At 73.7% G+C, this 23,126-nt stretch carries 18 protein-coding genes; 10 read left to right on the plus strand and 8 right to left on the minus strand.

Features of this window, described 5'->3' with window-relative positions:
- The first annotated feature begins 57 nt into the window (after window positions 1–57).
- Window positions 58–588: a DoxX family membrane protein gene (locus ABD236_RS19440; RefSeq protein WP_344075030.1), complete on the plus strand. Its 531-nt coding sequence runs from the start codon at window positions 58–60 to the stop codon at window positions 586–588.
- On the opposite strand, the gene ABD236_RS19445 is transcribed toward ABD236_RS19440, so the two are convergent.
- Window positions 492–758, minus strand: coding sequence for a hypothetical protein (locus tag ABD236_RS19445; protein ID WP_344075031.1), 267 nt, complete (start codon window positions 756–758; stop codon window positions 492–494). The two genes, ABD236_RS19440 and ABD236_RS19445, sit on opposite strands and share 97 nt — an antisense overlap.
- Window positions 745–2,094, minus strand: coding sequence for a PspC domain-containing protein (locus tag ABD236_RS19450; protein WP_344075032.1), 1,350 nt, complete (start codon window positions 2,092–2,094; stop codon window positions 745–747). The genes ABD236_RS19445 and ABD236_RS19450 overlap by 14 nt, the downstream gene beginning before the upstream one ends.
- A gap of 219 nt (window positions 2,095–2,313) precedes the next feature.
- Between ABD236_RS19450 and ABD236_RS19455 the strand changes: the two genes are divergently transcribed.
- The 4 genes from ABD236_RS19455 to ABD236_RS19470 all read left to right on the plus strand — a co-directional run bounded on the left by ABD236_RS19455 (window position 2,314) and on the right by ABD236_RS19470 (window position 6,746).
- Complete coding sequence (locus ABD236_RS19455; RefSeq protein WP_344075033.1) at window positions 2,314–3,594, plus strand: PspC domain-containing protein; 1,281 nt, start codon at window positions 2,314–2,316, stop codon at window positions 3,592–3,594.
- On the plus strand, window positions 3,591–4,292 hold the full coding sequence (locus ABD236_RS19460; protein ID WP_344075034.1) for a LuxR C-terminal-related transcriptional regulator: 702 nt from the start codon (window positions 3,591–3,593) through the stop codon (window positions 4,290–4,292). Before ABD236_RS19455 ends, ABD236_RS19460 begins: the two co-directional genes overlap by 4 nt.
- Window positions 4,293–4,410: 118 nt before the next feature.
- A complete protein-coding gene (locus ABD236_RS19465; protein WP_344075035.1) occupies window positions 4,411–5,610 on the plus strand; it encodes an alpha/beta hydrolase in 1,200 nt (399 codons plus the stop codon).
- A complete protein-coding gene (locus ABD236_RS19470; protein ID WP_344075036.1) occupies window positions 5,610–6,746 on the plus strand; it encodes an alpha/beta hydrolase in 1,137 nt (378 codons plus the stop codon). Before ABD236_RS19465 ends, ABD236_RS19470 begins: the two co-directional genes overlap by 1 nt.
- On the opposite strand, the gene ABD236_RS19475 is transcribed toward ABD236_RS19470, so the two are convergent.
- Entirely contained in the window at window positions 6,710–7,792 is a 1,083-nt protein-coding gene (locus ABD236_RS19475) for a C40 family peptidase (RefSeq protein ID WP_344075037.1), read from the minus strand. The two genes, ABD236_RS19470 and ABD236_RS19475, sit on opposite strands and share 37 nt — an antisense overlap.
- 325 nt (window positions 7,793–8,117) lie before the next feature.
- Between ABD236_RS19475 and ABD236_RS19480 the strand changes: the two genes are divergently transcribed.
- Window positions 8,118–8,471: a hypothetical protein gene (locus tag ABD236_RS19480; RefSeq protein WP_067163281.1), complete on the plus strand. Its 354-nt coding sequence runs from the start codon at window positions 8,118–8,120 to the stop codon at window positions 8,469–8,471.
- Window positions 8,472–8,544: 73 nt separating this feature from the next.
- Here the strand turns inward: ABD236_RS19480 and ABD236_RS19485 are convergent, their stop codons facing one another.
- Complete coding sequence (locus ABD236_RS19485) at window positions 8,545–9,717, minus strand: C40 family peptidase (protein ID WP_344075038.1); 1,173 nt, start codon at window positions 9,715–9,717, stop codon at window positions 8,545–8,547.
- Window positions 9,718–9,937: 220 nt separating this feature from the next.
- Between ABD236_RS19485 and pcrA the strand changes: the two genes are divergently transcribed.
- Window positions 9,938–12,391: a DNA helicase PcrA gene (gene pcrA / locus ABD236_RS19490; protein ID WP_344075039.1), complete on the plus strand. Its 2,454-nt coding sequence runs from the start codon at window positions 9,938–9,940 to the stop codon at window positions 12,389–12,391.
- Between the two features lie 50 nt (window positions 12,392–12,441).
- On the opposite strand, the gene ABD236_RS19495 is transcribed toward pcrA, so the two are convergent.
- The gene (locus ABD236_RS19495) at window positions 12,442–13,902 is read right to left on the minus strand and encodes a M23 family metallopeptidase (protein WP_344075040.1); all 1,461 of its coding nucleotides are present in this window, start codon (window positions 13,900–13,902) and stop codon (window positions 12,442–12,444) included.
- 301 nt (window positions 13,903–14,203) lie between these two features.
- On the minus strand, window positions 14,204–15,010 hold the full coding sequence (locus ABD236_RS19500; protein ID WP_344075070.1) for an esterase/lipase family protein: 807 nt from the start codon (window positions 15,008–15,010) through the stop codon (window positions 14,204–14,206).
- A gap of 369 nt (window positions 15,011–15,379) precedes the next feature.
- Here ABD236_RS19500 and icmB point away from each other — a divergent pair, with 369 nt between their 5' ends.
- Complete coding sequence (gene icmB / locus ABD236_RS19505) at window positions 15,380–15,784, plus strand: coenzyme B12-dependent isobutyryl CoA mutase small subunit (protein ID WP_344075041.1); 405 nt, start codon at window positions 15,380–15,382, stop codon at window positions 15,782–15,784.
- Between the two features lie 254 nt (window positions 15,785–16,038).
- Here icmB and ABD236_RS19510 read toward each other — a convergent pair whose 3' ends face one another.
- The gene (locus ABD236_RS19510; RefSeq protein ID WP_344075043.1) at window positions 16,039–17,601 is read right to left on the minus strand and encodes a DUF5691 domain-containing protein; all 1,563 of its coding nucleotides are present in this window, start codon (window positions 17,599–17,601) and stop codon (window positions 16,039–16,041) included.
- A 452-nt stretch (window positions 17,602–18,053) separates the two neighbouring features.
- Entirely contained in the window at window positions 18,054–19,418 is a 1,365-nt protein-coding gene (locus ABD236_RS19515; RefSeq protein WP_344075044.1) for an SWIM zinc finger family protein, read from the minus strand.
- A gap of 127 nt (window positions 19,419–19,545) precedes the next feature.
- Between ABD236_RS19515 and ABD236_RS19520 the strand changes: the two genes are divergently transcribed.
- Both ABD236_RS19520 and ABD236_RS19525 read left to right on the plus strand, forming a co-directional pair.
- Window positions 19,546–20,682 (plus strand): ATP-binding protein, encoded by a 1,137-nt coding sequence (locus tag ABD236_RS19520; RefSeq protein WP_425543905.1) that lies wholly within the window; start codon window positions 19,546–19,548, stop codon window positions 20,680–20,682.
- A complete protein-coding gene (locus ABD236_RS19525; protein ID WP_344075045.1) occupies window positions 20,679–23,105 on the plus strand; it encodes a DUF5682 family protein in 2,427 nt (808 codons plus the stop codon). The genes ABD236_RS19520 and ABD236_RS19525 overlap by 4 nt, the downstream gene beginning before the upstream one ends.
- The last annotated feature ends 21 nt before the right edge of the window (window positions 23,106–23,126 follow it).

Genomic DNA, 23,126 nt, shown 5'->3' on the forward strand with positions numbered 1-23,126 from the left:
TGTGCCGCTCCCGTACGTATGGTCTGGTGACAGGGGTTACGGAAGGCGGGAACGGCGATGGCACACGGAAATCTCACCCGGACGCGAGGCGGGGCGGCCACCGGCGGGGGCCTGCGAAGCCTCAAGGAGACGGCGGGCCGGTACGCGCTGCTGCCGCTGCGCGTCTTCCTCGGCGTCACGTTCGTCTACGCCGGGTTCGACAAGATGACCGGCGGCACCACCACGCTCAAGGCGAGCGGCAGCGGCTCGATCGGGGAGCTGATGCACTCGGTGCGCGACAGCTCCGCGATCCCCGCCCTCGTCGACCTCGCCCTCAAGAGCCCGGTGGGCTTCGGGTACGCCATCGCCATCGGCGAGGTCGCCGTGGGCCTGGGCATCCTGGTCGGACTCCTCGGCCGGCTCGCGGCGCTCGGCGGCGCGCTGATCTCGCTCAGCCTGTGGCTGACGGTGAGCTGGGCGACCACCCCCTACTACTACGGCAACGACCTCGCCTACCTGATGGCGTGGCTGCCGCTGGTGCTCGCCGGGACGCCGCTGCTGTCCGCCGACGCCTGGCTGGCGTCGCGGCGCCGTTTGCGCACCCCGTAGGCGGCCCAGCTGGCGAGCCCGGCGAGGCTGAGGCCGCCGCAGGCCGTGGGGATCACCGCGTACCAGGGCGTCTGCCACGCGTCGCCCGCGTCGCCCGCGAACAGCACGGCGACGGCCAGCATCGTCAGACCCGCGATCAGCCGGCCGGGGCGGAACTCATGACGCGGCACGGTCCACCTCCGCCTGGCCGATGGAGACGTGCAGATCCAGCTCCAGGGTCCCGGCCGGCTTCGCCCCCGCGGGCGGCGACAGGGTCACGGTCTTCTTCTGGTTGGGCTCGATGTCGACGTCCTCCGGCTTCTCGGTGGGCAGTTGGACGTCGCCGACGCCCACCACGATGTGCGCCTTCACGGTCGCGCCCATCGGCACGACGACCTTGAGCCGCCCCGCGCCCACCTCCGCGCGCGTCCGCACGCTCTGCCCGACGGGCACCACGACCTTGCTCAGATCGAGGGTGCCCTCGCCCGACCCCAGCGCGTACGACGGCTGTACGTCGGCCGCGGCCGTCGGGGTCCAGTCGACCGTGGACCAGTCGGTGGTGATGGACTTGGGCAGCGCCGAGGCCCCGGCGAGCAGGGCTGCCGTGAGCACCGCCGTGAACAGCGTGCCGAACCCGGTGCGTCCCACGAACGCGCTGATCACCAGGCCGAGGCCGAACACCACGAGGGCCGCGCTGAGACCGATCTGGAGCGCGGTGCCCAGCGGCTGGTGGTGCCAGGCGGCCGCGGCGGCCCCGCCGCACGCCAGCAGCGCCAGCAGGAAGACGATGCCGCCGATGGACCGCGGGCCCCGGGTGGCCCGGTCGGCCGCCTTATCGGCCCGGTCCTTCATGGCGCGCGCCGCGGCCCCGAAGCCGGACACCGCGCCGGCGTCCTCGGCGCCCCACAGATAGCCGGTGCCGACCGGGCCCGTGGTGCCGTCCTTGACGATCGGGTCGCGCCACCAGGAGGGCGAGACGGGGGTGGGCGGCGCCTTGGTCTCGGGCGGGGCCGCGCCGGGGCCGAAGGCCGGGGAGACGGTCCCGGGCGCCGTCTGGGCCGCCGCCGCGTCCGCCGGGGCGTCCGGGGGCGCGAGCGAGCGGCGCTGGGACCAGACGCCGATCCCCGCGACCGCCAGCGTCAGCAGCCAGGCGAAGCTCATCACCGAGCCGTTGCTCAGCATGGACAGGAAGATCCCGCAGCCGGCCAGCGCCATCAGCACGGCGGCCAGCGCCGGGCCCTCGACCCGGCCGGACAGCAGCCGCCGCGCCTCGTTCTCGTCCTCGCCGTCCTGCGCCAGCAGCAGCCAGCCGAACCCGTAGAAGACCAGGCCGAGGCCGCCGATGACGGTGAGCACGCCGAGCGCGATCCGGAAGATCACCGGGTCGATGTCGCAGTACCGCCCGAGCCCGCCGCAGACGCCGCCGATCACCTTGTTGTGACCACTGCGGCGCAGCTGGGGCGCGGCGGGCGCCGGGTCCGGACCGGGGTCCGGCGGCGCGACGGGGGACTCGGTCGGCTGCGTCATGACTCCATGGTGACGGGCCGTCGGCGGGTGCGGCACCCGCCCCGACCCTGGCCTCACCCTGAGATTGCCCCTGATGCGGAGGTGGGGCCTCCCCCGGGCGGGGGAGACCGGCTCCCCCGCCCGGGGATCTGTCCTCCCTCGCGCGGGGACCGCAGATCAGGGGCGTCCTCGGGGCTTACCCTGATGCCCGCGCCCGGCCGGACGTGTGACGATCGGTCCATGCCAGTCGCCGCGACCCGAACCGTGCCCCCCGAGGCCGACGAACCCCCCGTGCGCAAGCTGTACCGCTCGGCCGAGGGGCGGATGCTCGGCGGCGTGGCGCGCGGCCTCGCCGGACACCTCGGGCTGCCGGTCGTGTGGGTGCGGATCGTCTTCCTCGGCCTGTTCATGATCGACGGCCTGGGGGCGCTGCTGTACGCGGTGTTCTGGTTCGTGGTGCCGCTGGGTCTGGGGGGTACGGCGGCGGAGCCGCGCTCGGCGTTCGAGGTCAGCCCGGACGGCCGCCGGCGGCTGCGCAAGCCCGACAAGGGCCAGGTCGTGGCCCTGATCGCGCTCTGCGTCGGCGCGGCGATCTTCGCCACCAATGTGAACGTGGGCGGCTGGGCCAGTCCCTACATCTGGCCGACCCTGCTGGTCGGCGCCGGTGTGATCCTGGTGTGGCGCCAGGCGGACAACGCCCGGCGGGCCCGCTGGACCGAGGGCGCCCGGCGCAGCCGGCTGCTGCCGCTGGCCCGGGGGCTCGCCGGAGTGGCGCTGGTCGGCGCGGGCTTCACCGGGTTCGTGGTGGTGCGCGGCTCGGCCGCCCAGCTCGGCAATGTGCTGACGGCCGCGCTCGCGGTCATCGCGGGCATAGCCCTGCTGGCCGGCCCCTATCTCGTCCGGATGACGCAGGACCTCTCCGAGGAGCGGCTGATGCGCATCCGCGCCCAGGAGCGCGCCGAGGTCGCCGCCCATGTGCACGACTCGGTGCTCCACACCCTCACCCTGATCCAGCGCAACGCGGAGAACGTGGGCGAGGTGCGGCGCCTCGCCCGGGCCCAGGAGCGGGAGCTGCGGGCCTGGTTGTACAAGCCGGAGGGCACCGGCAAGGACGAGTCGGAGGAGCCGGAGACCCTGGCGGAGGCCGTGAAGAAGGCCGCGGCCGAGGTCGAGGACAAGCACGGGGTGCCGCTGGAGGTCGTGGTGGTCGGCGACTGCCCGCTCGACGAGCGCCTCTCGGCACAGATGCAGGCCGCGCGCGAGGCGATGGTCAACGCCGCCAAGTACGGTGGCGAGGGCGGCGCCGTCCAGGTCTTCGCGGAGGTCGAGGGCCGTACGGTCTTCGTGTCCGTACGGGACCGGGGCCCCGGCTTCGATCTGGACGCGGTGCCGGACGACCGCATGGGCGTACGAGAATCGATCATCGGCCGGATGCAGCGCAACGGCGGAACGGCACGGCTGCGGTCGGTGCCCGGCGGGGGCACCGAGGTCGAGCTGGAGATGGAGAGGGCGGACGGATGACGACGGAGCAGGCCCAGGGTTCCCAGGGCGGTGCCGAGCGGCGGGTGCGGGTCGTCCTGGTCGACGACCACCGGATGTTCCGCACGGGCGTCCAGGCGGAGATCGGCCGGACCGAGGAGACGGGCGTCGAGGTCGTCGGCGAGGCGGCCGACGTGGACCAGGCGATCACCGTGATCACGGCGACCCGGCCGGAGGTCGTCCTGCTCGACGTCCATCTGCCGGGCGGCGGCGGTGTGGAAGTGCTGCGCCGTTCGGCCCCGTTGATGGCGGACGCGGAGAACCCGGTGCGCTTCCTCGCGCTGTCCGTCTCGGACGCGGCGGAGGACGTGATCGGAGTGATCCGGGGCGGCGCCCGCGGCTACGTCACCAAGACGATCACGGGGACGGACCTCGTCGACTCGATCTTCCGGGTGCAGGAGGGCGACGCGGTGTTCTCGCCGCGCCTGGCGGGCTTCGTCCTGGACGCCTTCGCCTCCACGGACGCGCCGCCGGTCGACGAGGACCTGGACCGCCTCACCCAGCGCGAGCGGGAGGTGCTGCGGCTGATCGCGCGCGGCTATGCGTACAAGGAGATCGCCAAGCAGCTGTTCATCTCGGTGAAGACGGTCGAGTCGCACGTCTCGGCGGTGCTGCGCAAGCTCCAGCTCTCCAACCGCCACGAGCTGACGCGGTGGGCGACGGCGCGACGGCTGGTCTGAAGGACCCGCCCGACGGGGAGGAGGGCGGGAACCGGGTGGCCGGAGAGCCATCACCCCACGCAGGCAAAAAACCGGCAAAACGGTCAACCGGGGCAGAGGTCTCACCCTCTCCCCCCGTGTGACAAGCCTGACCGGAACCCCTGTCCTCATCGCCGTCTGCGGCGCGGCCGTACTCGCCGTCCTGGTGCCGCTGGCCGTGTGGCGGCGGGTGCCGGGGCCGCGCGCCGTGCGGGCCGGGGTGCGGCTCGCGATGGTGGCGGCCGCGCAGGTGAGCGCCGTACTCGCGGTGTTCGTCGCCGTCAACGACCAGTACGGCCTCTACGACAGCTGGGGCGATCTGCTCGGCACCGAGAGCCATGTCGCCGCCGCGCCCGACCTCGGGGCCGACGGGACCGGGGGCCGGGACATCGCCGCCGCGCCCCGGGTGCGGCAGCCCTTCGCGCCCGTCACCGGGGACCCCGACCTCGGCCGGGGTCTGCTGCTCACCCATCTCAAGGGGGCGGTCTCGGGCGCGGAGGGCGAGGTGTACGTATGGCTGCCGCCGCAGTACGGGCAACCGGCGTACCGGGACAAGGACTTCCCCGTCGTCGAGCTGCTCGCCGGGTATCCCGGCTCCGCCCGGGACTGGTGGGCCAACCTCGACGCGCAGACGCGGCTGCGGCCGCTGATGGAGCGCGGGGAGGTCGCGCCCTTCATCCTCGTCTCGCCGCGCACCACCCTGCTGCCCGGCGAGGACACCGGGTGCGTCAACGTGCCGGGCGTGGTCAACGCCGACTCCTGGCTGAGCGTGGACGTACGGAAGATGGTCACCGACACCTTCCGGGCGCGCCGGGACGCCGGCGGATGGGCGGTCGCCGGGTTCTCCGCCGGGGCGCACTGCGCGGCCCGCCTCGCCGTCGGGCACCCCGACCGGTACCGCGCGGGCGTCGCCTTCTCCGGCTACAACGACCCCGCCGCCGAGCCCGACTCCATCGCCGCCCACGACGCCCGGCTGCGGCGCACCACCAACCCCCTGTGGATGCTCACCCACGCCCGCCGCCCACCACTGACCTCGCTCTACCTCACCGGCGAGCCCAGGGACGGCTACGACGACGGGATGGCGCTGAGGCGGGCCGCCGAGCCGCCCACCCAGGTCACCGTCGTGCCTTCCACCGGCGGCCACCGGGTGACCGTCTGGGGGCCGCTGGTGCCGGACGCCTTCCGCTGGCTCAGCGGTGTCGTGGGGGGACCGGTCGCCCCGGAAGCAAGCACCGGAAGAGTAAAGGCCTCGCAAAGCGGGGCAACTCCCGTCAGCGCATCCGGCTCTACCCGTGCGTGATGAGCCTGACCGGTACTCCCTTCCTGCTGACCGCCGTCCTCGTGGCGGTGGCGGCCCTGCTGCTGCCCCTGTTCCTGTGGAGCAGGATCGGCGGGCCGGCCGTGGTGCGGGGGGCCTCGCGGCTGCTCATGCTGGTGTTCGCCCAGTTCACCGCCGTCCTCGTGGTCTTCGTGATGGTCAACAACGCCAACGGGCTCTACGACAACTGGGACGACCTGCTGGGCACCGGCAACCACGTCAACGCCGCCCCCGACCTCGGCCCCGACGGCACCGGCGGCCAGAAGCCGGCCACCGCCCCCAAGGTCAAGCAGACCTTCAAGGAGTACAAGGGCAAGGTCGGCAACGGCGTCATGAAGACCACGCTCAAGGGCGCGATCTCCGGCGTCGAGGGCGATGTGGCGGTGTGGCTGCCGCCGCAGTACAACGACCCGGCGTACAAGGACAAGACGTTCCCCGTGGTCGAGCTGCTGCCCGGCTACCCGGGCTCCATCGGCGCCTGGTTCGGCTCGCTGCACACCCAGCGCCAGCTCACGCCGATGATGCAGCGCGGCGAGGTGGCGCCGTTCATCCTCGTCTCGCCGCGCACCACGCTCCTCGACGGCCGCGACACCGGCTGCGCCAACGTGCCGGGCACCGTCAACGCCGACACCTGGATCAGCGTGGACGTACGGAAGATGGTCACCGACAATTTCCGGGCCGCCACCGGGCCCGAGGGCTGGGCGATCGCCGGGTACTCGGCGGGCGGTCACTGCGCCGCCAAGCTGGCCGTCTCCCACCCCGACCGCTACCGGGCCGGCGTCGACCTCTCCGGCTACAACGACCCCGCCGCCGAGGGCGCCTCGATCACCGCGCACGACCCCAGGCTGCGCCGCGAGTCCAACCCGCTGTGGATCCTCAAGAACGCCAAGACCCCGCCGCACACCTCGCTGTTCGTCTCCGGCGACGCGGGCGACGGGTACAACGACGGCTTGGCCCTGCGCAAGGCCGCCAAGGCGCCCACCACCGTCCACGTCGTCCGGCTGAACGGCGGCGGGCACCGCAGCAGCGTCTGGGAGCACCAGGTGCCCGACGTCTTCCGCTGGCTCACCAAGGAGCTCGGTCAGGCGGGCCGGGTCGCGCCCGCGAACGGCATCTGATCGATCGGCGCGATCCGTACCGGTGCGCCCGGGTGCGGCGCGTGGATCATCTGGCCGCCGCCGATGTAGAGCCCGACGTGGCTGATGCCGGAGTAGAAGAAGACCAGGTCACCGGGGGCCAGGCTGGAACGGGACACCCGGCGGCCCGAGTTGATCTGGGTGTACGTGGTGCGGGGCAGCGAGACTCCCGCCGCGCCCCAGGCCGCCTGGGTCAGCCCCGAGCAGTCGAAGGCGGACGGCCCGGTCGCGCCCCACACGTACGGCTTGCCCAGCGCGGTGTAGGCGAACGCCACGGCGGCCGCCGCCCGGCCGCTGGGGGCCGGGGGCAGCCCGGCGGGGGCGGCGGACGCGGCGGGCGCGCCGGGGGCCGAGGAGCGGCCGGCGCGGCCGGAGGTGCCCGCGCGGGTGCCGTCCTGGCCCTCGTACGCCGTCCGCTCCTCGGCGGTCAGCTGGGCGAGCAGCGCCTGCGCCGACTCGATCTTCGCCTTGATGGTCTCCTTGTGGCGCTTGAGCTCGGTCTGCTTGGCACGCAGCTCGGCGAGCCTGCTGTCGGCGGTGGTGTGCAGCCGCTTCAGCTCGGCGAGCTGCCCCCGCACCCCGGCGACCGCGGTCGCCGTCCGGTCCCCGGCCCGCTCCTGGAAGGCCGCGTCGTCCAGATAGCGCTGGGGGTCGGAGGAGAGCATCAGCTGGAGCGCGGGGGCGACCCCGCCGGTGCGGTACTGGGCGGCGGCGAGGGAGCCCAGCGCGTTGCGGGCGCTGTTGAGCCGGCCGGTCTTGCGCGCGGCCTCGTCCTGGAGCGCGTCGAGTGCTCGCTGGGCGTCGTCCGCCTTCTCCTTGGTGGCGTTGTACGCCTCGGTGGCGACCTCCGCGTCCTGGTAGAGCCGGTCGACCTTGGCCTTGACCTGGGCCGGGGTCAGTCGGGGCTCGGCGTGGCCGGTGCCCTCGAAGGCGGTGGCGGTGGCGGCTCCGGCCAGTGCGAGGGTCGCCGCGGTGCGGGCGGCAGGGCCGGTGAGCGGGTGCTGCCTGGGCTTTCGGTGTGCAGCCACTGGGGCCTTCACGTCCTTCCGTGCACATCCGGCGACGGACCGCACAGGGGGGACGGCCCGCCGCCGGATCTCTCGGCTGGTGACCGATGGCCGCCCTTGTGGGGGGCGGCGGTGGGGAGTCGGTCACCTGGGGGAGGACGCTAAACCTGGCTGACACGGGGGAGTGACGCAAAGCGGCGAAGTGTTCTGTTCCGGCGCTCGTACGACCGGATGTGACCGGTCCACCGTCGAACAGGTCCGCTTCCCGATGCCCCTGTGACCGAAGGGCCGGACGGGGCCGACCTGCCCGTCGCCGCGTGCTACGGGGTGGTTAGGCTCCCGAACCATGGACGTACTCATCAATGTCTTCGTCGCCCTGCACATCATCGGCATCGCCTCGCTGCTGGGCGGCTTCCTGACCCAGATGAAGGCGATGGGTGCCGGGACCGCGCGCTTCGTGCCCGCGATGCTGCACGGCGCGCTGACCATGCTGGTCACGGGCGTGGCCCTGGTCGGCCTCAACCAGGCCGACGACAACTCCGTGAACACCGCCAAGATCGGCCTGAAGCTGGCCGTCCTGGTGGTGATCCTCGGCCTCGTCTATGTGAAGCGGGACGACGAGAAGGTGGAGAAGGCGCTCTTCGGCGCGGTCGGCGGGCTCACCGTGGCGAACATCTTCATCGCGACGCTCTGGACGTGAGCGCGGACGCGCGCGCGGAGCCGGGCGCGGGCGCGGATGAGGCCGTGAGCGCGGGCGCGGGCCGCGCCCGCCCCTACGCGGGGCGCACGCTCCCGTAGATCGGCATGTAGTAGATCGACTCCTCGCGCACATACGCCCCCGGCTTCGGCGCGTGGATCATCATCCCGTTGCCGATGTACATCCCGACATGGCTGATGTCGTCGTAGAAGAAGACCAGGTCACCGGGGCGCAGATCGTCCGTGGCGACCCGGGTGCCGGTCTTGACCTGGTCCCAGGTGGTGCGCGGCAGGTCGACCCCGGCGGCCTTCCAGGCGGCCTGGGTGAGCCCGGAGCAGTCGTACGAGGACGGCCCGGTCGCGCCCCACACGTACGGCTTGCCGATCTGGTCGCGGGCGAACGCGAGGGCCTTGGCGGCCTTGGTGGAGGCGGACGGGGCGCCGGTGCCGGTTCCCGTACCGGAGCCGGTGCCCGTACCGGTGCCCGTGCCCGGCTTCGCCGGGGGCTTCTTCGCGGCCTCGGCCGCCGCCGCTGCCTCGGCGGCCTTGCGGGCCGCCGCCTGGCGCGCGGCGAGCTCGGCCGCCTTCTTGCGGGCCTCCTCCTGCTTCTTCTCCTCCAGCGCCGCGAGCCGCGCCTTCTCCCGCGCGGTCAGCGTGCCCAGCAGGGCGCGCGCGGCGGCGAGCTTGGACTGCACCTCCTGCTTGCCGGCCCGCAGCGCCTCCTGCGAGGCGGTCAGCTTCTCCAGGCCCCGGGCCGCGTCCGCGCGCTTCTTCGCGATGCCCGCCCGCTGGCTCTCGAAGTCCCGCAGCGCCTGCTCCTCGCGGCCGGTCAGCTGCTTCATCAGGTGGTTGCGGTCGAAGAAGGCCTGCGGGTCGTCGGCCAGCATCAGGGTCGCGGTGGAGGCCATGCCGCCGGTGCGGTACTGCTCGGCGGCGTAGTTGCCCAGCACCCGGCGGGTGTCGTTCAGCCGGGCGGTGCCCCGCGCCACCTGGTCGAGCAGGCCGCCGACCTCGGCGCGGCGCTCGTCGGTGGCCTCCTTGGCCCGGTTGTAGGCCTCGGTGGCCGTGCCCGCCTGCCGGTAGAGGTCGTCGACCTTGCGCTGGACCTCCTCGACCGTCGGCCCCGGCGTGCCGGGCGCCGCGCCCGCGCTCTGGGCCAGCAGGCTCACCGAGGCGAGCGCGGCCGTGGTGATGCCGACGGCGGGCGCGGCCGAACGTATGCGGGTGCGCGGCTTGCGGTGCGTGGGCAAGGCCGACACCTCCTTCCGGATCGTGCCGGACGGGGGCGGTCCCCGGGCGGGGGCGTTCCCCGGTTGAGGCGGCACGCTAGCCAACTCGCGAGGCCGCTGGGAAGGTTGATGTCCGACAGGCCCGATACATTCCCGTGACCTTTACCCTCCGTAGTCGTTGGTTCCTCTCCTGCGAAGGCGGCAGCGGGCTGTCAGAGCGGGGTCCTAGACTCGGGAGACGATGAGCAGCCTCTTTGACGACAGCTTCCTGGCGGACCTCCAGCCCTCCGAGGAGGAGCACCCGCCGCCGCCCGAGGACGGCCCGGCCCGCGAGGAGGTGCCGGACGACCTGTTCCAGGGCCGTTTCGACGCACCCCCGAGCCGCGACGCGTACTACCGGGACGGTGCCCCGCGCCCGGTGGTCGACCCGGCGACCCTCCTGGAGGGGCTCAACGAGAACCAGCGCGCGGCCGTGGTCCACGCGGGCTCCCCGCTGCTCATCGTGGCCGGCGCGGGCTCCGGCAAGACCCGGGTGCTCACCCACCGCATCGCCCACCTGCTGGCGACCCGCGGCGTCCACCCCGGCCAGATCCTCGCGATCACCTTCACCAACAAGGCCGCGGGCGAGATGAAGGAGCGCGTCGAGCAGCTCGTCGGCCCGCGCGCGCACGCGATGTGGGTGATGACCTTCCACAGCGCCTGTGTGCGGATCCTGCGCCGCGAGTCCAAGAAGCTCGGCTTCACCTCGTCCTTCTCGATCTACGACGCGGCCGACTCCAAGCGGCTGATGGCGCTGGTCTGCCGCGACCTGGACCTCGACCCGAAGAAGTTCCCGCCGAAGTCCTTCAGCGCCAAGATCTCGAACCTGAAGAACGAGCTGATCGACGAGGAGACCTTCGCCGGCCAGGCCGTCGACGGCTTCGAGAAGACCCTGGCGCAGGCGTACGCGATGTACCAGGCGCGGCTGCGCGAGGCCAACGCGCTGGACTTCGACGACATCATCATGACGACGGTCCATCTGCTCCAGGCGTTCCCGGACGTCGCCGAGCACTACCGCCGCCGCTTCCGCCATGTGATGGTCGACGAGTACCAGGACACCAACCACGCGCAGTACACGCTGGTGCGCGAGCTGGTCGGCCCGGCCGGACAGGACGACGCGCCCGGCGAGCTGTGCGTGGTCGGTGACGCCGACCAGTCGATCTACGCCTTCCGCGGCGCCACGATCCGCAACATCCTCCAGTTCGAGGAGGACTATCCGGACGCGACGACGATCATGCTGGAGCAGAACTACCGCTCCACCCAGACGATCCTCTCCGCCGCCAACGCGGTCATCGAGCGCAACGAGAGCCGCCGCCCCAAGAACCTGTGGACGGACGCCGGCGCGGGCGCGCGGATCACCGGCTACGTCGCCGACACCGAGCACGACGAGGCGCAGTTCGTCGCCGACGAGATCGACCGGCTCACCGACGCCAAGGAGGCCAAGGCGGGCGACGTCGCGATCTTCTACCGGACCAACGCCCAGTCCCGTGTCTTCGAAGAGATCTTCATCCGCGTCGGCCTGCCGTACAAGGTCGTCGGCGGAGTGCGCTTCTACGAGCGCAAGGAGGTCCGCGACGTCCTCGCCTATCTGCGCGTCCTGGCCAACCCGGAGGACGCGGTCCCGCTGCGCCGCATCCTCAACGTGCCCAAGCGCGGCATCGGCGACCGCGCCGAGGCGATGATCGACGCGCTCTCGCTGCGCGAGAAGATCACCTTCCCGCAGGCGCTGCGCCGCGTCGACGAGGCGTACGGAATGGCCGCCCGCTCGGCCAACGCCGTCAAGCGCTTCAACCAGCTCATGGACGACCTGCGCACGGTCGTCGACTCGGGCGCGGGTCCCGCCGTCGTCCTGGAGGCGGTCCTGGAGCAGACCGGCTATCTGGCCGAGCTCCAGGCGTCCACCGACCCGCAGGACGAGACCCGGATCGAGAACCTCCAGGAACTCGCCGCCGTGGCCCTGGAGTTCGAGCAGGCGCGCGGCGAGACGGACGGCGCCGAGGGCACGCCCACGCTCGCGGAGTTCCTGGAGCAGGTGGCGCTGGTCGCCGACTCCGACCAGATCCCGGACGAGGACGAGGAGGGCTCCGGCGTCATCACGCTGATGACCCTGCACACCGCCAAGGGCCTGGAGTTCCCGGTGGTGTTCCTGACCGGTATGGAGGACGGCGTCTTCCCGCACATGCGCGCGCTCGGCCAGGTCAAGGAGCTGGAGGAGGAGCGCCGGCTGGCGTATGTGGGCATCACCCGCGCCCGCGAGCGGCTGTATCTGACGCGCTCCTCGATGCGCAGCGCCTGGGGCCAGCCCTCGTACAACCCGCCGTCGAGGTTCCTCGAGGAGATCCCGGCCCAGCATCTGGACTGGAAGCGCACCGGCCCGATGGCCGCCCCGGCGGGCCCGGTCTCCGGCAAGGGCTTGGGCGCGGGCCTGTCCTCCTCGCGGGCGCGCTCGGGCCCCTCGGGCTTCGCGACGAGGCGCACCAGCGACAAGCCGGTGATCGCGCTGTCGACCGGCGACCGCGTCACCCACGACCAGTTCGGTCTGGGCACGGTGGTCTCGGTGACCGGCTCGGGTTCGGACGCGCAGGCCACCATCGACTTCGGCGACGAGCGCCCGAAGAAGCTGCTGCTGCGGTACGCGCCGGTGGAGAAGTTGTAGATCGTTCCTGTGCGGAGCCCGCGGGCTCGACTCGGAGCCGGAACAGGCTCTCAGGTCGGGTCGAGCCCGTGGCCGCGCAGCCACGGCAGCGGGTCTATCGGCGACCCGCCGCCCGGGCGCACCTCGAAGTGCAGATGCGGGCCGGTGGAGTTGCCGGAGTTGCCCGAGTACGCGATGACGTCACCGGCCTTGACCGGGCCGGACCGCACCTTGGTGCTGGAGAGGTGGCAGTACCAGGTCTCGGTGCCGTCGGCGCCGGTCACTATGGCCATGTTGCCGTAGGCGCTGTTCCACTGCGTACGGATGGTGCCGTCGATCGCGGACATCACCGGCGTGCCGTACGAGACCGGGAAGTCGATGCCGGTGTGCACCGACATCCAGTTGACGCCCGCCTGGCCGAAGTACGCGCTGAGACCCCGCTGCTTGACCGGCAGCAGGAACTTGGGGCGCGCGGCCTCCTTGCGCGCGGCCGCCTCGGCCTTGCGCTGCTTCTCCGCGTCCTGGCGGGCCTTGAGGTCGATACGTTCCTGCGTCCGGCTGGCCCGGTCGGCGAAGTCGCCCGCCTCCGCGCTGAGGTTGGCGAGCTGGGTGTCCAGCTTGCTGTTGGCGGCGACCGGCTTGACCGCGGACGGGTCGGCGGCGGTGACGGCCGTGCGGCTGTCCTTGCCCTCCCCGCCGAGCCCGCTCACGGATGCGGCCGCGACGCCGGCGACACCCATCACACACACGGACGGCACCGCGACGGTGAGCAGCGCGGACCGCTTGGCCGGGCTGCGCCGACGGCTGCGGCTGCCGGCGGTGCGCCGGGGGGAGACGGGGGCGGCGGCCACGACCAGCGGCTCGCCGGTGCCGTCTTCGCCGTCCGACTCCGTGTCGGGCAGCGGGGTTTGGGGGAACTCGGGGAGCTCGGAGTGCTCGGAGTCGAGGTCGAGCGCGGGGAACTGGGCGGTGCTCTCGGCCGGGGCCTCGGCGTGCTCGTTCTCGTACGCCTGCTCGCGGCCGTGTTCGTAGGCCTGCTCCTGCACGGCGCCGGGCTGGGCAACGGCGTCGTGCCCGCCCGTGCCGTCGATGGCCATGCTCTCGACGCCGACGTTCCAGGCGGCCGTGTTGTACGTGCCGGTCTCGTCGTACGCGCCGGCCGCGTACCCCGCGCCGGGCACGGTCCACTGCCCGGTCGTGTCGTAGGCGGCGTCGTACGCGAACGCGGTGGTCTCGAACTGCCCGGTCTGCTGTGCCTGGTTCCAGGCGTTGGCGTCCCACTGCCCGGTGACGTCGGGCCCGGCCGACTGGGCCGGGATCGTCCACTGGCCGGTGGTGTCGTACGAGGTCTGCTGGTACTGCTGCGCGCCGTAGGCGTTCCACTGACCCGTGTCGTACGTGCCGGTCCGGCCTGTGTCGTAACCGCCGGGGAGAGCACCGAAGAGCGGGTCGGTGTTGAGGGCGCCGGTGGCGTCCGCCGTGGGATAGCCGTCGTATTCGGCGTATCCGGCGTGGGCGTGCTGGTCAGTCACCAACTTCTCTCTCGCCTCGGCAACAGGACCTGGGTCCGGGGGCCCTGGGGAGGGGCTCCCGGTGGGGGAAGCAGTGGCGTGACTGTACCCGGCGGTACGCGACAGCGACAATCTTCCGCAGGTTTTATTGGATGAGGAAACGGGCAATCAGCGTCTTTCGGCGGACCGCGGGCAGAGGCTTGGTCTTGCGTTCGAGGATTGTTCGAGAAAACGGGGGTGTGAGAGCGGGAGCCGTGGGCAGGGGGCTGCGGGGACGGGAGGGGTGGGCGCGGGGCGGGCAGGCAGCCGTGGGCTGTCCGGCTCAGGCGACCGAGAACGCACCCCGAGAAGGCCCGGCTTCCTCGTGCTTCTCGTTCTTCTCGTTGTTCTCCTCGCTCCCGATCTCCTCGTCGCCCAACGCCTGGCGTATGCCGGTCGCGACGGCCGGATGGACCGGCAGGGCGAGATGTCCGATCCCCGACACCCTGACGCTCTGGACGGTCAGATCGGGGTGGTCGAGGCGGGCGGTCTCCACCGGGACCATCAGCGTGTCGAGGTCGCTCCAGAAGCTCACGAACCGGGTGCGGCAGCCGGGCGCGGGACGGCGCAGCTCCGCCATCAAGTCGGAGCCCGGGCGCATCTGGCGGGCGATCGGGTGCGCGCTGACGAGCCGCGCCGAACGGGTGCCCGCGTGCGGGGTGCCGAGCGTGACGAGCGTACGGACGTGGGTGTCGCCGCCGAGGCACTGGACGTAGTAGCGGGCGATCAGGCCGCCCAGGCTGTGGCCGACGATGTCCACCTCGGGGTGCCCGGTGCGGGCGCGGATCTCCTCGACATGGCGGCCGAGCAGCTCGGCGGCGGTGCGGATGTCGCAGGTCAGTGGCGAGTAGTTGAGCGATTCGAGATGGCGCCAGCCGTGCCGGGACAGGGAGCGGCGCAGCAGGACGAAGACCGACCGGTTGTCGATGAAGCCGTGCAGCAGCACGACGGGCCGCCGGGCGCGCCCGGCGGTCGGCAGTCGCGAGGCGTCGTCGGGGACCGGGTCCCGCTGCTCGGCCGCCATCCCGGACGGATAGAGGACGAGGTGCCCGGCGAGGACGGCGAGCTCGAGTGCGGTGGCGCGCAGCATCGCGGCGGAGAGCCAGGCGCGGCGCAGACACAGCGGAAGGAGTGGAAAGAACTGCACGGACGGCCTCCGAACGGCACGCCGGAAGGACGACGCCGTCCCCCCCGTGTGCCCTCATGGGGCGCCATGGGCCGGACCACCGTGCTGTGCGGCTGACGGCACGGTGGTCCGGCGCCTTCAGAGCGGCTCCCCTTGCGCCGACCCGTCCGGCTCGGCCGGCAATCGGGTACGGCGACGCAAAACGAACATGTCCCACCGTGTGATTTCCCCCTCCCCGGCCACCGCGAAACGGCGCGTTGCGCGATGCTGTAGATAACGTTCGTTCACTTCAGTTCGTTCACTTCAGGTTGTTCACCTCGTGTGGAGGCAGTGATGGGTGTTACCGGTCCGATCCGCGTGGTGGTGGCCAAGCCGGGGCTCGACGGGCACGACCGGGGCGCCAAGGTCATCGCACGGGCGCTGCGGGACGCGGGCATGGAGGTCATCTACACCGGTCTGCACCAGACGCCCGAGCAGATCGTCGACACGGCGATCCAGGAGGACGCCGACGCGATCGGCCTGTCGATCCTGTCCGGCGCCCACAACACGCTGTTCGCCAAGGTGATCGAACTCCTGAAGGAGCGCGACGCGGCGGACATCAAGGTCTTCGGCGGCGGGATCATCCCCGAGGCGGACATCCCCCCGCTGAAGACCCTCGGCGTGGCCGAGATCTTCACCCCCGGCGCGACGACGACGTCAATCGTGGACTGGGTCAACGCGAACGTCCGCGCGGCGTAGGTTGCCCGGCCTCTGTCTGCGGGCCGGTGGCGGGTTGCCCGCGCAGTTCCCCGCGCCCCTTGGGCAGTCGGCCCCAGCCGGAGCACTGAGCTCAGCCACCTGGCTTTTAGGGGCGCGGGGAACTGCGCGACCAGCCCGCCACCGGGTCGCAGACGAACGCGCAGCGGGGGGCGCGAGGGCCGCAGGCCCGGCGCAAGGGGGAGCAGCCCCGCCCGGGGCCCGGGGGCCTCAACCCCCACCCACCCCCGGAGGGTTTAGGGAAGGGGCGGGGAGGGGCACCCCTCATCCAGCTCCACCAGCATCGCCCCCCGCAACCGCAACGTCCCCACCAACCGCTGAAACGCCTCGGCCCAATACCCTCCCGCCCCCGGCGAAGCCCCCTCCTCCTCCACCGGCACAGCCGTCAACGCCTCCAACCTCCCCGCCTCCGAAGGCGCCAGGCACCGCTCCGCCAGCCCCATCACCCCGCTGAAGCTCCACGGATAGCTGCCCGCGTCCCGTGCGATCTCCAACGCGTCCACCACGGCCCGCCCCAGCCCCGCCGACCACGGCACCACACACACCCCCAGCAGCTGGAACGCTTCGGACAACCCGTGCGCCGATATGAACGCGGCCACCCACTCCGCCCGTTCCGGCTCCGCCAGCGTCGACAGCAGCTTGGCCCGCTCGGCCAGCGACACCGTCCCGGCGTTGCCGCCGGGCGGCGCGGACGGCGCGCCCAGCAGCGCCCGCGCCCACTCCGCGTCCCCCTGCCGCACCGCCGCCCGGCACCACGCCGCGTGCAGTTCGTCCCCCCAGTCGTCGGCGACCGGCAGCGCCACGATCTCGCGCGCCGAACGCCCCCCGAGCCGCGCCGCCCAGCCCCCGAGCGGCGCCGCCTCCGCCAACTGGCCGAGCCACCACGACCGTTCCCCCCGCCCGGTCGGCGGCTTGGGCGCCACCCCGTCGCGCTGCATCGCGGCATCGCACTCGTGCGGCGCCTCGACCGCGATGCGCGGGCCGTCCCCGTCCCCGGACCGGTCGAGTGCGACGCACGACGCCGCCCGCGCCGCCATCCGCCCGGCCAGCGCGGACGCGGGCAGGGCGGAGAGCAGTTCGGCGGCCGTGGCCCGGACGTTGCGGCTGCGGTCGGCGAGCGCCCGCTCCAGGAACGGCTCGTCCGCCAGGGACAGCCCGGTCCGCAGCGAGTCCAGGAACATCAGCCGGTCCTCGGCCCGTTCGGCCGCCCAGGTCGCGGCCAGCAACTCCCGCGCGGCCCCGGGCTCGTACGCCCGTACCGCCGCGAGCAGTGCCACCCGCTCGGCGAACAGCCCCTCCTCCCAGAGCGTCCGCACCGCCTCGGTGTCGGAGGGCTCGGGCAGCACCAGGCCGCCCGCCCCGCCGCGCAGCGCGAACCGCCACTCCGGGTTCAGCCGGGCCAGCCACATCCCGCGCGGCCCGGCGAACGCCAGCGCCTGCGGCCGCAGATCCGTACGCGCCCGTGCCGCGTCCAGCAGCGCGGGCAGCAGCGCGGGCGGCGCCCGGAAGCCCCGGTCGACGGCCGCGTTCAGCCACTGCGGCAGCAGCTCCGCCAGGTCCGGCGCCGCCCCGCGCCGCCCTCCGGAGTGCGCCGCCGTGGACCGGTCCGCGAGCAGCTGCGCGAGCCGCCGCCGTGCGGCCTCCGGCAACGCGGGCCGCCCGTCCTCGGGCGCCTTCTCGGGCCGTACGGAAGCGGCCGCGGGCAGCAGTCCCGCCCGGCGGCGGACGGTCCGCAGCGCGGCCTCGTCGAGGAGCGCGGCGGGCTCCCCGGCAGCGGGCCGCCGCTCGGTCCCGAGCAACGCCGCACTGACGAGCTCCTCCCAGGAACGCCCGCGCTCCGGGGCAGCGGGCCCTGTGACGCCCTCTCCGGGCCTGCTCTCCGTGGCGGCGGGAACTGTGACGCCCCCTCCGGGCCTGCTCTTCGTGGCAGTCGGCACTATGACGCCCCCTTCGGGCCTGCTCTCCGTGGCGGCGGGAACTGTGGCGCCCCGTTCGGGCCTGCGCTCCGTGACGGCGGGAACCTCGGCGCCGCCTCCGGTCCCGCGCTTCGTGGCAGTCGGCACTATGGCGCCCTCTCCGGGCCTGCCCTCCGTGGCAGCCGGCACCGTGACACCCCCGCCCGGCCTGCCCTCCACGGCAGCGGGAACTATGACGCCCCCTCCGGTCCCGCTCTCCATGGCAGCCGGCACCATGACACCCCCTCCGTACACACGCCCTCCCTCCCCAGTCCGTATGTGCCCCTCACCGGCCCTCACCGCAGCCGCACCGCCTCCGGCTCGCCCGGCGCCCATCCCGCCAGCGGCGCGAACCCCCGGTGCCCGCACTCGCCGAACACCGTCACGGGGCCACCGCCCGACAGCGCGACGAGCTGCCACAGACCCGACCGGTCGGCGGCACCCGGGGTCACCGGGAGCGCCGACTCGCCCTCCGCGTCGGCCAGTTGCCAGCCCTCTGCGCCGCCCTCGCCGGGCGGCACCGGTATCACCCCGCTCAGCGTCACCGGCCACGCGTCCAGCCACGGGTCGTCCCGCAGCGCCCGCCCGTACCGCTCCATCGCCTCGGTCGTGGTGCCGCCGGGCGGCGGGTCCCCGGCCGCGAGCGGCGCCCCGAACCGTTCGCCCAGCGCGGCGCGCAGCTGCCCGCCGCCCGGGTACGGAGTGAGCTCGGCGTCGATCGCGCGGCCTACCGGCAGGGCGAGCTCCGGCGCCCGGCCCGCCGCACCGAAGTCGAGCAGCATCGCCGAGCGGCCCGACTCCCTGCCGTACAGCCATATCCGGCGCGTGGTCAGCTTGGCGTCGGCCGTGTCGTACTGCGCGAGGACCTGCCACAGGTCCCGCACCGGCGGCCCCTGCGGGGGCGCCGGCACCCCGACCCGCGCCCGGACCGTCGCGGCCAGCGGCTCCGGCAGACCTTCGCGGCCCAGCCAGGCCCGGTCGAGCAGATGCAGCAGCGCGCACTCCTCCAGGAGCCGCACTGGCCAGCCAGGGCCGGAGCCCGGTATCGCCCCCAACTCCCGCACTCTGCCCGCCAGTCCCGGCGCCTGCGCGTCGACCATCCGGGCGGCCGTCTCCTCCCACAGTCCGTACCCCGCGCGCTCGGCCGCCGCCAGGCCGCCGCGCAGCAGGTCCGCCAGGCGCTGCTCCAGCTCGCCCGCCCCGGCCGTGACCCGCTCGGCCCGCTTCTCCGCGCGGCGCCGGGCCGCCTCCGGATCGGCGGTCCTGGGCTCGGCGGGGCCCGCCGTCTCGCTCCCCTTCTTCTCCGCCCGCTCCCGCCGGCCCCGCAGCCACTCCTCGGCCCAGCCGGGCACCTCCCCGTCCCCGACGACCGGCACCGCCCGCTCGTCCGCCGCCCAGAGCAGCAGCAGTCCCAGCGCGTGCTTGCACGGGAACTTACGGCTCGGACAACTGCACTTGTATCCGAGCCCGCCCGTGTCGACCACCGTCTGGTACGGCCTGCTGCCGCTGCCCTTGCACAGGCCCCACACGCTCGAGTTGTCGCAGCCGCTCTCCGACCACGGCCCGGCCGTGCCGAGTCTGCTCCCCGCCTTGCGTGACGCGTCGTCAGGAGCCAGGGTCAGCACCTGTTCCGCCGTCCAGCGCACCCCCTGCTGATTCATGGTTCCGAAGGTAATCGCCCCCACTGACAATGGCCCTGACCTGCGCCTTCACCCGCGCCGAGGGCGATTGTCAGTGGCGTGGTGCACGGTGGAGTCACATCGGGTCGACTGATCTGGAGGGGGATCCATGACCATGCCCGCAAACCGTTCCGCAGCCGCTGCGAGCGGTGTCGAGACGGCCGCCGCCGAGGCCCTGCGCCCGCACGCCGAGCAGGCGTTCGCGCACGAACTCAAGGCGCTGGCGGCCGCCGACGACCGGCCCAGGCCCGCCCGCTGGCAGCTCTCGCCGTGGGCCGTCGCCACCTATCTGCTCGGCGGCACCCTGCCCGACGGCACGGTGATCACGCCGAAGTACGTCGGGCCGCGCCGCATCGTCGAGGTCGCCGTCACCACCCTCGCCACCGACCGGGCGCTGCTGCTGCTCGGCGTCCCCGGCACCGCCAAGACCTGGGTGTCCGAGCATCTGGCCGCCGCCGTCAGCGGCGACTCCACGCTGCTGGTGCAGGGCACGGCCGGCACCCCCGAGGAGGCGATCCGGTACGGGTGGAACTACGCGCAACTGCTCGCGCACGGCCCCAGCCGGGACGCGCTGGTGCCCAGCCCGGTCATGCGGGCCATGGCCGAGGGGATGACGGCCCGGGTCGAGGAGCTGACCCGGATCCCCGCCGACGTGCAGGACACGCTGATCACGATCCTGTCGGAGAAGACGCTGCCCATCCCCGAGCTGGGTCAGGAGACACAGGCGGTGCGCGGCTTCAACCTCATCGCCACCGCCAACGACCGCGACCGGGGCGTCAACGAGCTGTCCAGCGCGCTGCGCCGCCGCTTCAACACGGTGGTGCTGCCGCTCCCGGCGACCGCCGAGGAGGAGGTCGACATCGTATCGCGCCGCGTCGACCAGCTCGGCCGCTCGCTCGACCTGCCCGCCGCGCCCGACGGCATGGACGAGATCCGCCGGGTCGTCACCGTCTTCCGCGAGCTGCGCGACGGGGTGACCGGCGACGGCCGCACCAAGCTCAAGTCCCCCTCGGGGACGCTCTCCACGGCCGAGGCCATCTCGGTGGTGACCGGCGGCCTGGCGCTCGCCGCGCACTTCGGCGACGGCGTGCTGCGCTCCGGCGACGTGGCGGCGGGCATCCTCGGCGCGGTCGTCCGCGACCCGGCGGCGGACCGCGTCATCTGGCAGGAGTACCTGGAGACGGTGGTGCGCGAGCGCGACGGCTGGAAGGACTTCTACCGCGCCTGCCGCGAGGTGACGGCATGAGCGACCTGTCCTCGACGGCGCCGGACGGGGCGGCGCCGCCGGATCCGGCCGGGCCGCGCGGCCCCTGGCTGCTCGGGGTGCGCCACCACGGCCCCGGGTCGGCGCGGGCGGTGCGGGCGGCGCTGGACGCGGCCGCGCCCCGGGCCGTGCTGATCGAGGGCCCGCCCGAGGCCGACGACCTGCTGGCGCTGGCCGCCGACCCGGACATGCGGCCGCCGGTCGCGCTGCTCGCCCATGTGGTGGACGACCCGCGCCGGGCCGCGTTCTGGCCGATGGCCGAGTTCTCGCCCGAGTGGGTGGCCCTGCGCTGGGCCCTGGACGCGGGCGCCGAGGTCCGCTTCATCGACCTCCCGGCGGCCCACTCGCTGGCGATGGCGGAGGAGCGGGCGGCGACCGAACCCCCGAGCGGGACGGACGACGAGGCGCCCGGCGAAGGGACGGCAGAACACGGGGCGGCGGAGTCCGCCCTGCGGATCGACCCGCTCGGCGTGCTCGCCGAGACCGCCGGATACGACGACCCGGAGGCCTGGTGGGAGGACGTCGTGGAGCACCGCGACGGCGCCCCGGGATCCGATCCGTATGGCCCGTTCGCCGTCCTGGGCGAGGCGATGACGGCGCTGCGCGAGGAGTACGGGGACGGCGGCCACGCGCGCGACCTGGTCCGCGAGGCGTATATGCGCCTGCAACTGCGCTCCGCCCGGCGCGAGTTCGGGGACGCGGTCGCGGTGGTGTGCGGCGCCTGGCATGTGCCCGCGCTCGCCGCGCGGACCACCGTCGCCGCCGACCGGGCCCTGCTCAAGGGCCTGCCCAAGGCGAAGGCCGAGCTGACCTGGGTGCCCTGGACCCACCGACGCCTGGCCCGGCACAGTGGCTACGGCGCGGGCATCGACTCGCCCGGCTGGTACGGGCACTTGTTCACCTCCCCCGACCGGCCCGTCGAGCGCTGGATGACCAAGGTCGCCGGGCTGCTGCGCGAGGAGGATTGGCAGGTCTCGTCCGCGCATGTCATCGAGGCGGTACGGCTCGCCGGGACCCTCGCCGCGATGCGCGGGCGCCCGCTGCCGGGCCTGACCGAGACGACCGACGCGGTGCGGGCGGTGATGTGCGAGGGCTCCGACGTGCCGCTCGCCCTCGTCCAGGACCGCCTCGTGGTCGGTGACGTGCTCGGCGAGGTGCCGGACGCCGCCCCGGCCGTCCCGCTCCAGCGCGACCTCACCCGCGCCCAGCGCTCCCTGCGGCTCAAGCCGGAGGCGCTGGAGCGGGAGTTGGAGCTCGACCTGCGCAAGGAGACCGACGCCGCCCGCAGCCGGCTGCTGCACCGGCTGAGCCTGCTCGGCATCGGCTGGGGCGAGCAGTCGGTGTCCCGGGGGAGCACCGGCACCTTCCGGGAGAGCTGGCGGCTGCGCTGGGAGCCGGAGCTGGCGGTCCGGGTGGCCGAGGCGGGGGTGTGGGGCACCACGGTCCTGGCCGCCGCCACCGCGCGCGCCGAGGCGGAGGCCGCCGGGGCGACGGTCCTGGGCGAGATCACCGCGCTCGCCGAGCGGTGTCTGCTCGCCGAGCTCTCCGACGCGCTCCCGGTGGTGATGCGCGCGCTCGCCGACCGGGCCGCGCTCGACACGGACGTCGCCCACCTCGCCGAGGCCCTGCCCGCCCTGGCCCGCACGCTGCGGTACGGAGACGTGCGGGGCACCGGGACGGCCGCGCTGGCGGAGGTCGCGACCGGGCTCGCCGAGCGGATCTGCGTCGGCCTGCCGCCCGCCTGCACGGGCCTGGACGCGGACGGCGCCACCGAGATGCGCCGCCGTATCGACGACGTCCACACCGCCATGGCGCTCCTGCCGCAGGCGGACGGGGGCCCGACGAGCCTGCGGGACCGCTGGGCGTCGGTCCTGGCCAAGCTGGCCGGGCGGGACTCGGTGCCGGGGGAGATCCGGGGCCGCGCCGTCCGGCTGCTGCTGGACGAGGGACGGCTCGGCGACGGCGAGGCCGAGCGCCATATGGGGCTCGCGCTCTCGGCGGGGACACCACCCGGTGAGGCGGCCGCCTGGATCGAGGGGTTCGTCGGGGGCGCCTCCGGCGGCGGCATGCTGCTCGTCCACGACGAACGGCTGCTGGCCCTGGTCGACACCTGGCTGACCGGCGTCCCGGCCGACGCCTTCACGGACGTACTGCCGCTGCTGCGCCGCACCTTCTCGGCGTACGAACCGGGGGTGCGCCGCACGCTCGGCGAGCTCGTCCGGCGCGGCCCCGGCACCACCGGCCCGGCCCCGGCCGACGCCACGGCCCCCGGCTTCGGCCCCGGGCTCGACCACGCGCGCGCCGACGCCGTGGAGCCGCTGCTGCGGCTGCTCCTGGGCCTCGGCGCCCCCGCACCCGACCCGGGCCCGCGGCGGCCCGGCCACCTGGCAGGAGCGGCGAAGTGAGCACGCGACACGAAGTGAGCA

The organism is Streptomyces crystallinus, from assembly GCF_039521265.1.
In the GTDB taxonomy this organism is placed as follows: Bacteria; Actinomycetota; Actinomycetes; order Streptomycetales; family Streptomycetaceae; genus Streptomyces; species Streptomyces crystallinus.

What these genes read in the sequence shown, in the direction of transcription:
- ABD236_RS19440 (WP_344075030.1), top strand. Translation starts at nt 58, where the DNA reads ATGGCACACGGAAATCTCACCCGGACGCGAGGCGGGGCGGCCACCGGC.
- ABD236_RS19450 (WP_344075032.1), bottom strand. Translation starts at nt 2,094, where the DNA reads ATGACGCAGCCGACCGAGTCCCCCGTCGCGCCGCCGGACCCCGGTCCG.
- ABD236_RS19455 (WP_344075033.1), top strand. Translation starts at nt 2,314, where the DNA reads ATGCCAGTCGCCGCGACCCGAACCGTGCCCCCCGAGGCCGACGAACCC.
- ABD236_RS19460 (WP_344075034.1), top strand. Translation starts at nt 3,591, where the DNA reads ATGACGACGGAGCAGGCCCAGGGTTCCCAGGGCGGTGCCGAGCGGCGG.
- ABD236_RS19470 (WP_344075036.1), top strand. Translation starts at nt 5,610, where the DNA reads ATGAGCCTGACCGGTACTCCCTTCCTGCTGACCGCCGTCCTCGTGGCG.
- ABD236_RS19480 (WP_067163281.1), top strand. Translation starts at nt 8,118, where the DNA reads ATGGACGTACTCATCAATGTCTTCGTCGCCCTGCACATCATCGGCATC.
- pcrA (WP_344075039.1), top strand. Translation starts at nt 9,938, where the DNA reads ATGAGCAGCCTCTTTGACGACAGCTTCCTGGCGGACCTCCAGCCCTCC.
- ABD236_RS19500 (WP_344075070.1), bottom strand. Translation starts at nt 15,010, where the DNA reads ATGCTGCGCGCCACCGCACTCGAGCTCGCCGTCCTCGCCGGGCACCTC.
- icmB (WP_344075041.1), top strand. Translation starts at nt 15,380, where the DNA reads ATGGGTGTTACCGGTCCGATCCGCGTGGTGGTGGCCAAGCCGGGGCTC.
- ABD236_RS19515 (WP_344075044.1), bottom strand. Translation starts at nt 19,418, where the DNA reads ATGAATCAGCAGGGGGTGCGCTGGACGGCGGAACAGGTGCTGACCCTG.
- ABD236_RS19520 (WP_425543905.1), top strand. Translation starts at nt 19,546, where the DNA reads ATGACCATGCCCGCAAACCGTTCCGCAGCCGCTGCGAGCGGTGTCGAG.
- ABD236_RS19525 (WP_344075045.1), top strand. Translation starts at nt 20,679, where the DNA reads ATGAGCGACCTGTCCTCGACGGCGCCGGACGGGGCGGCGCCGCCGGAT.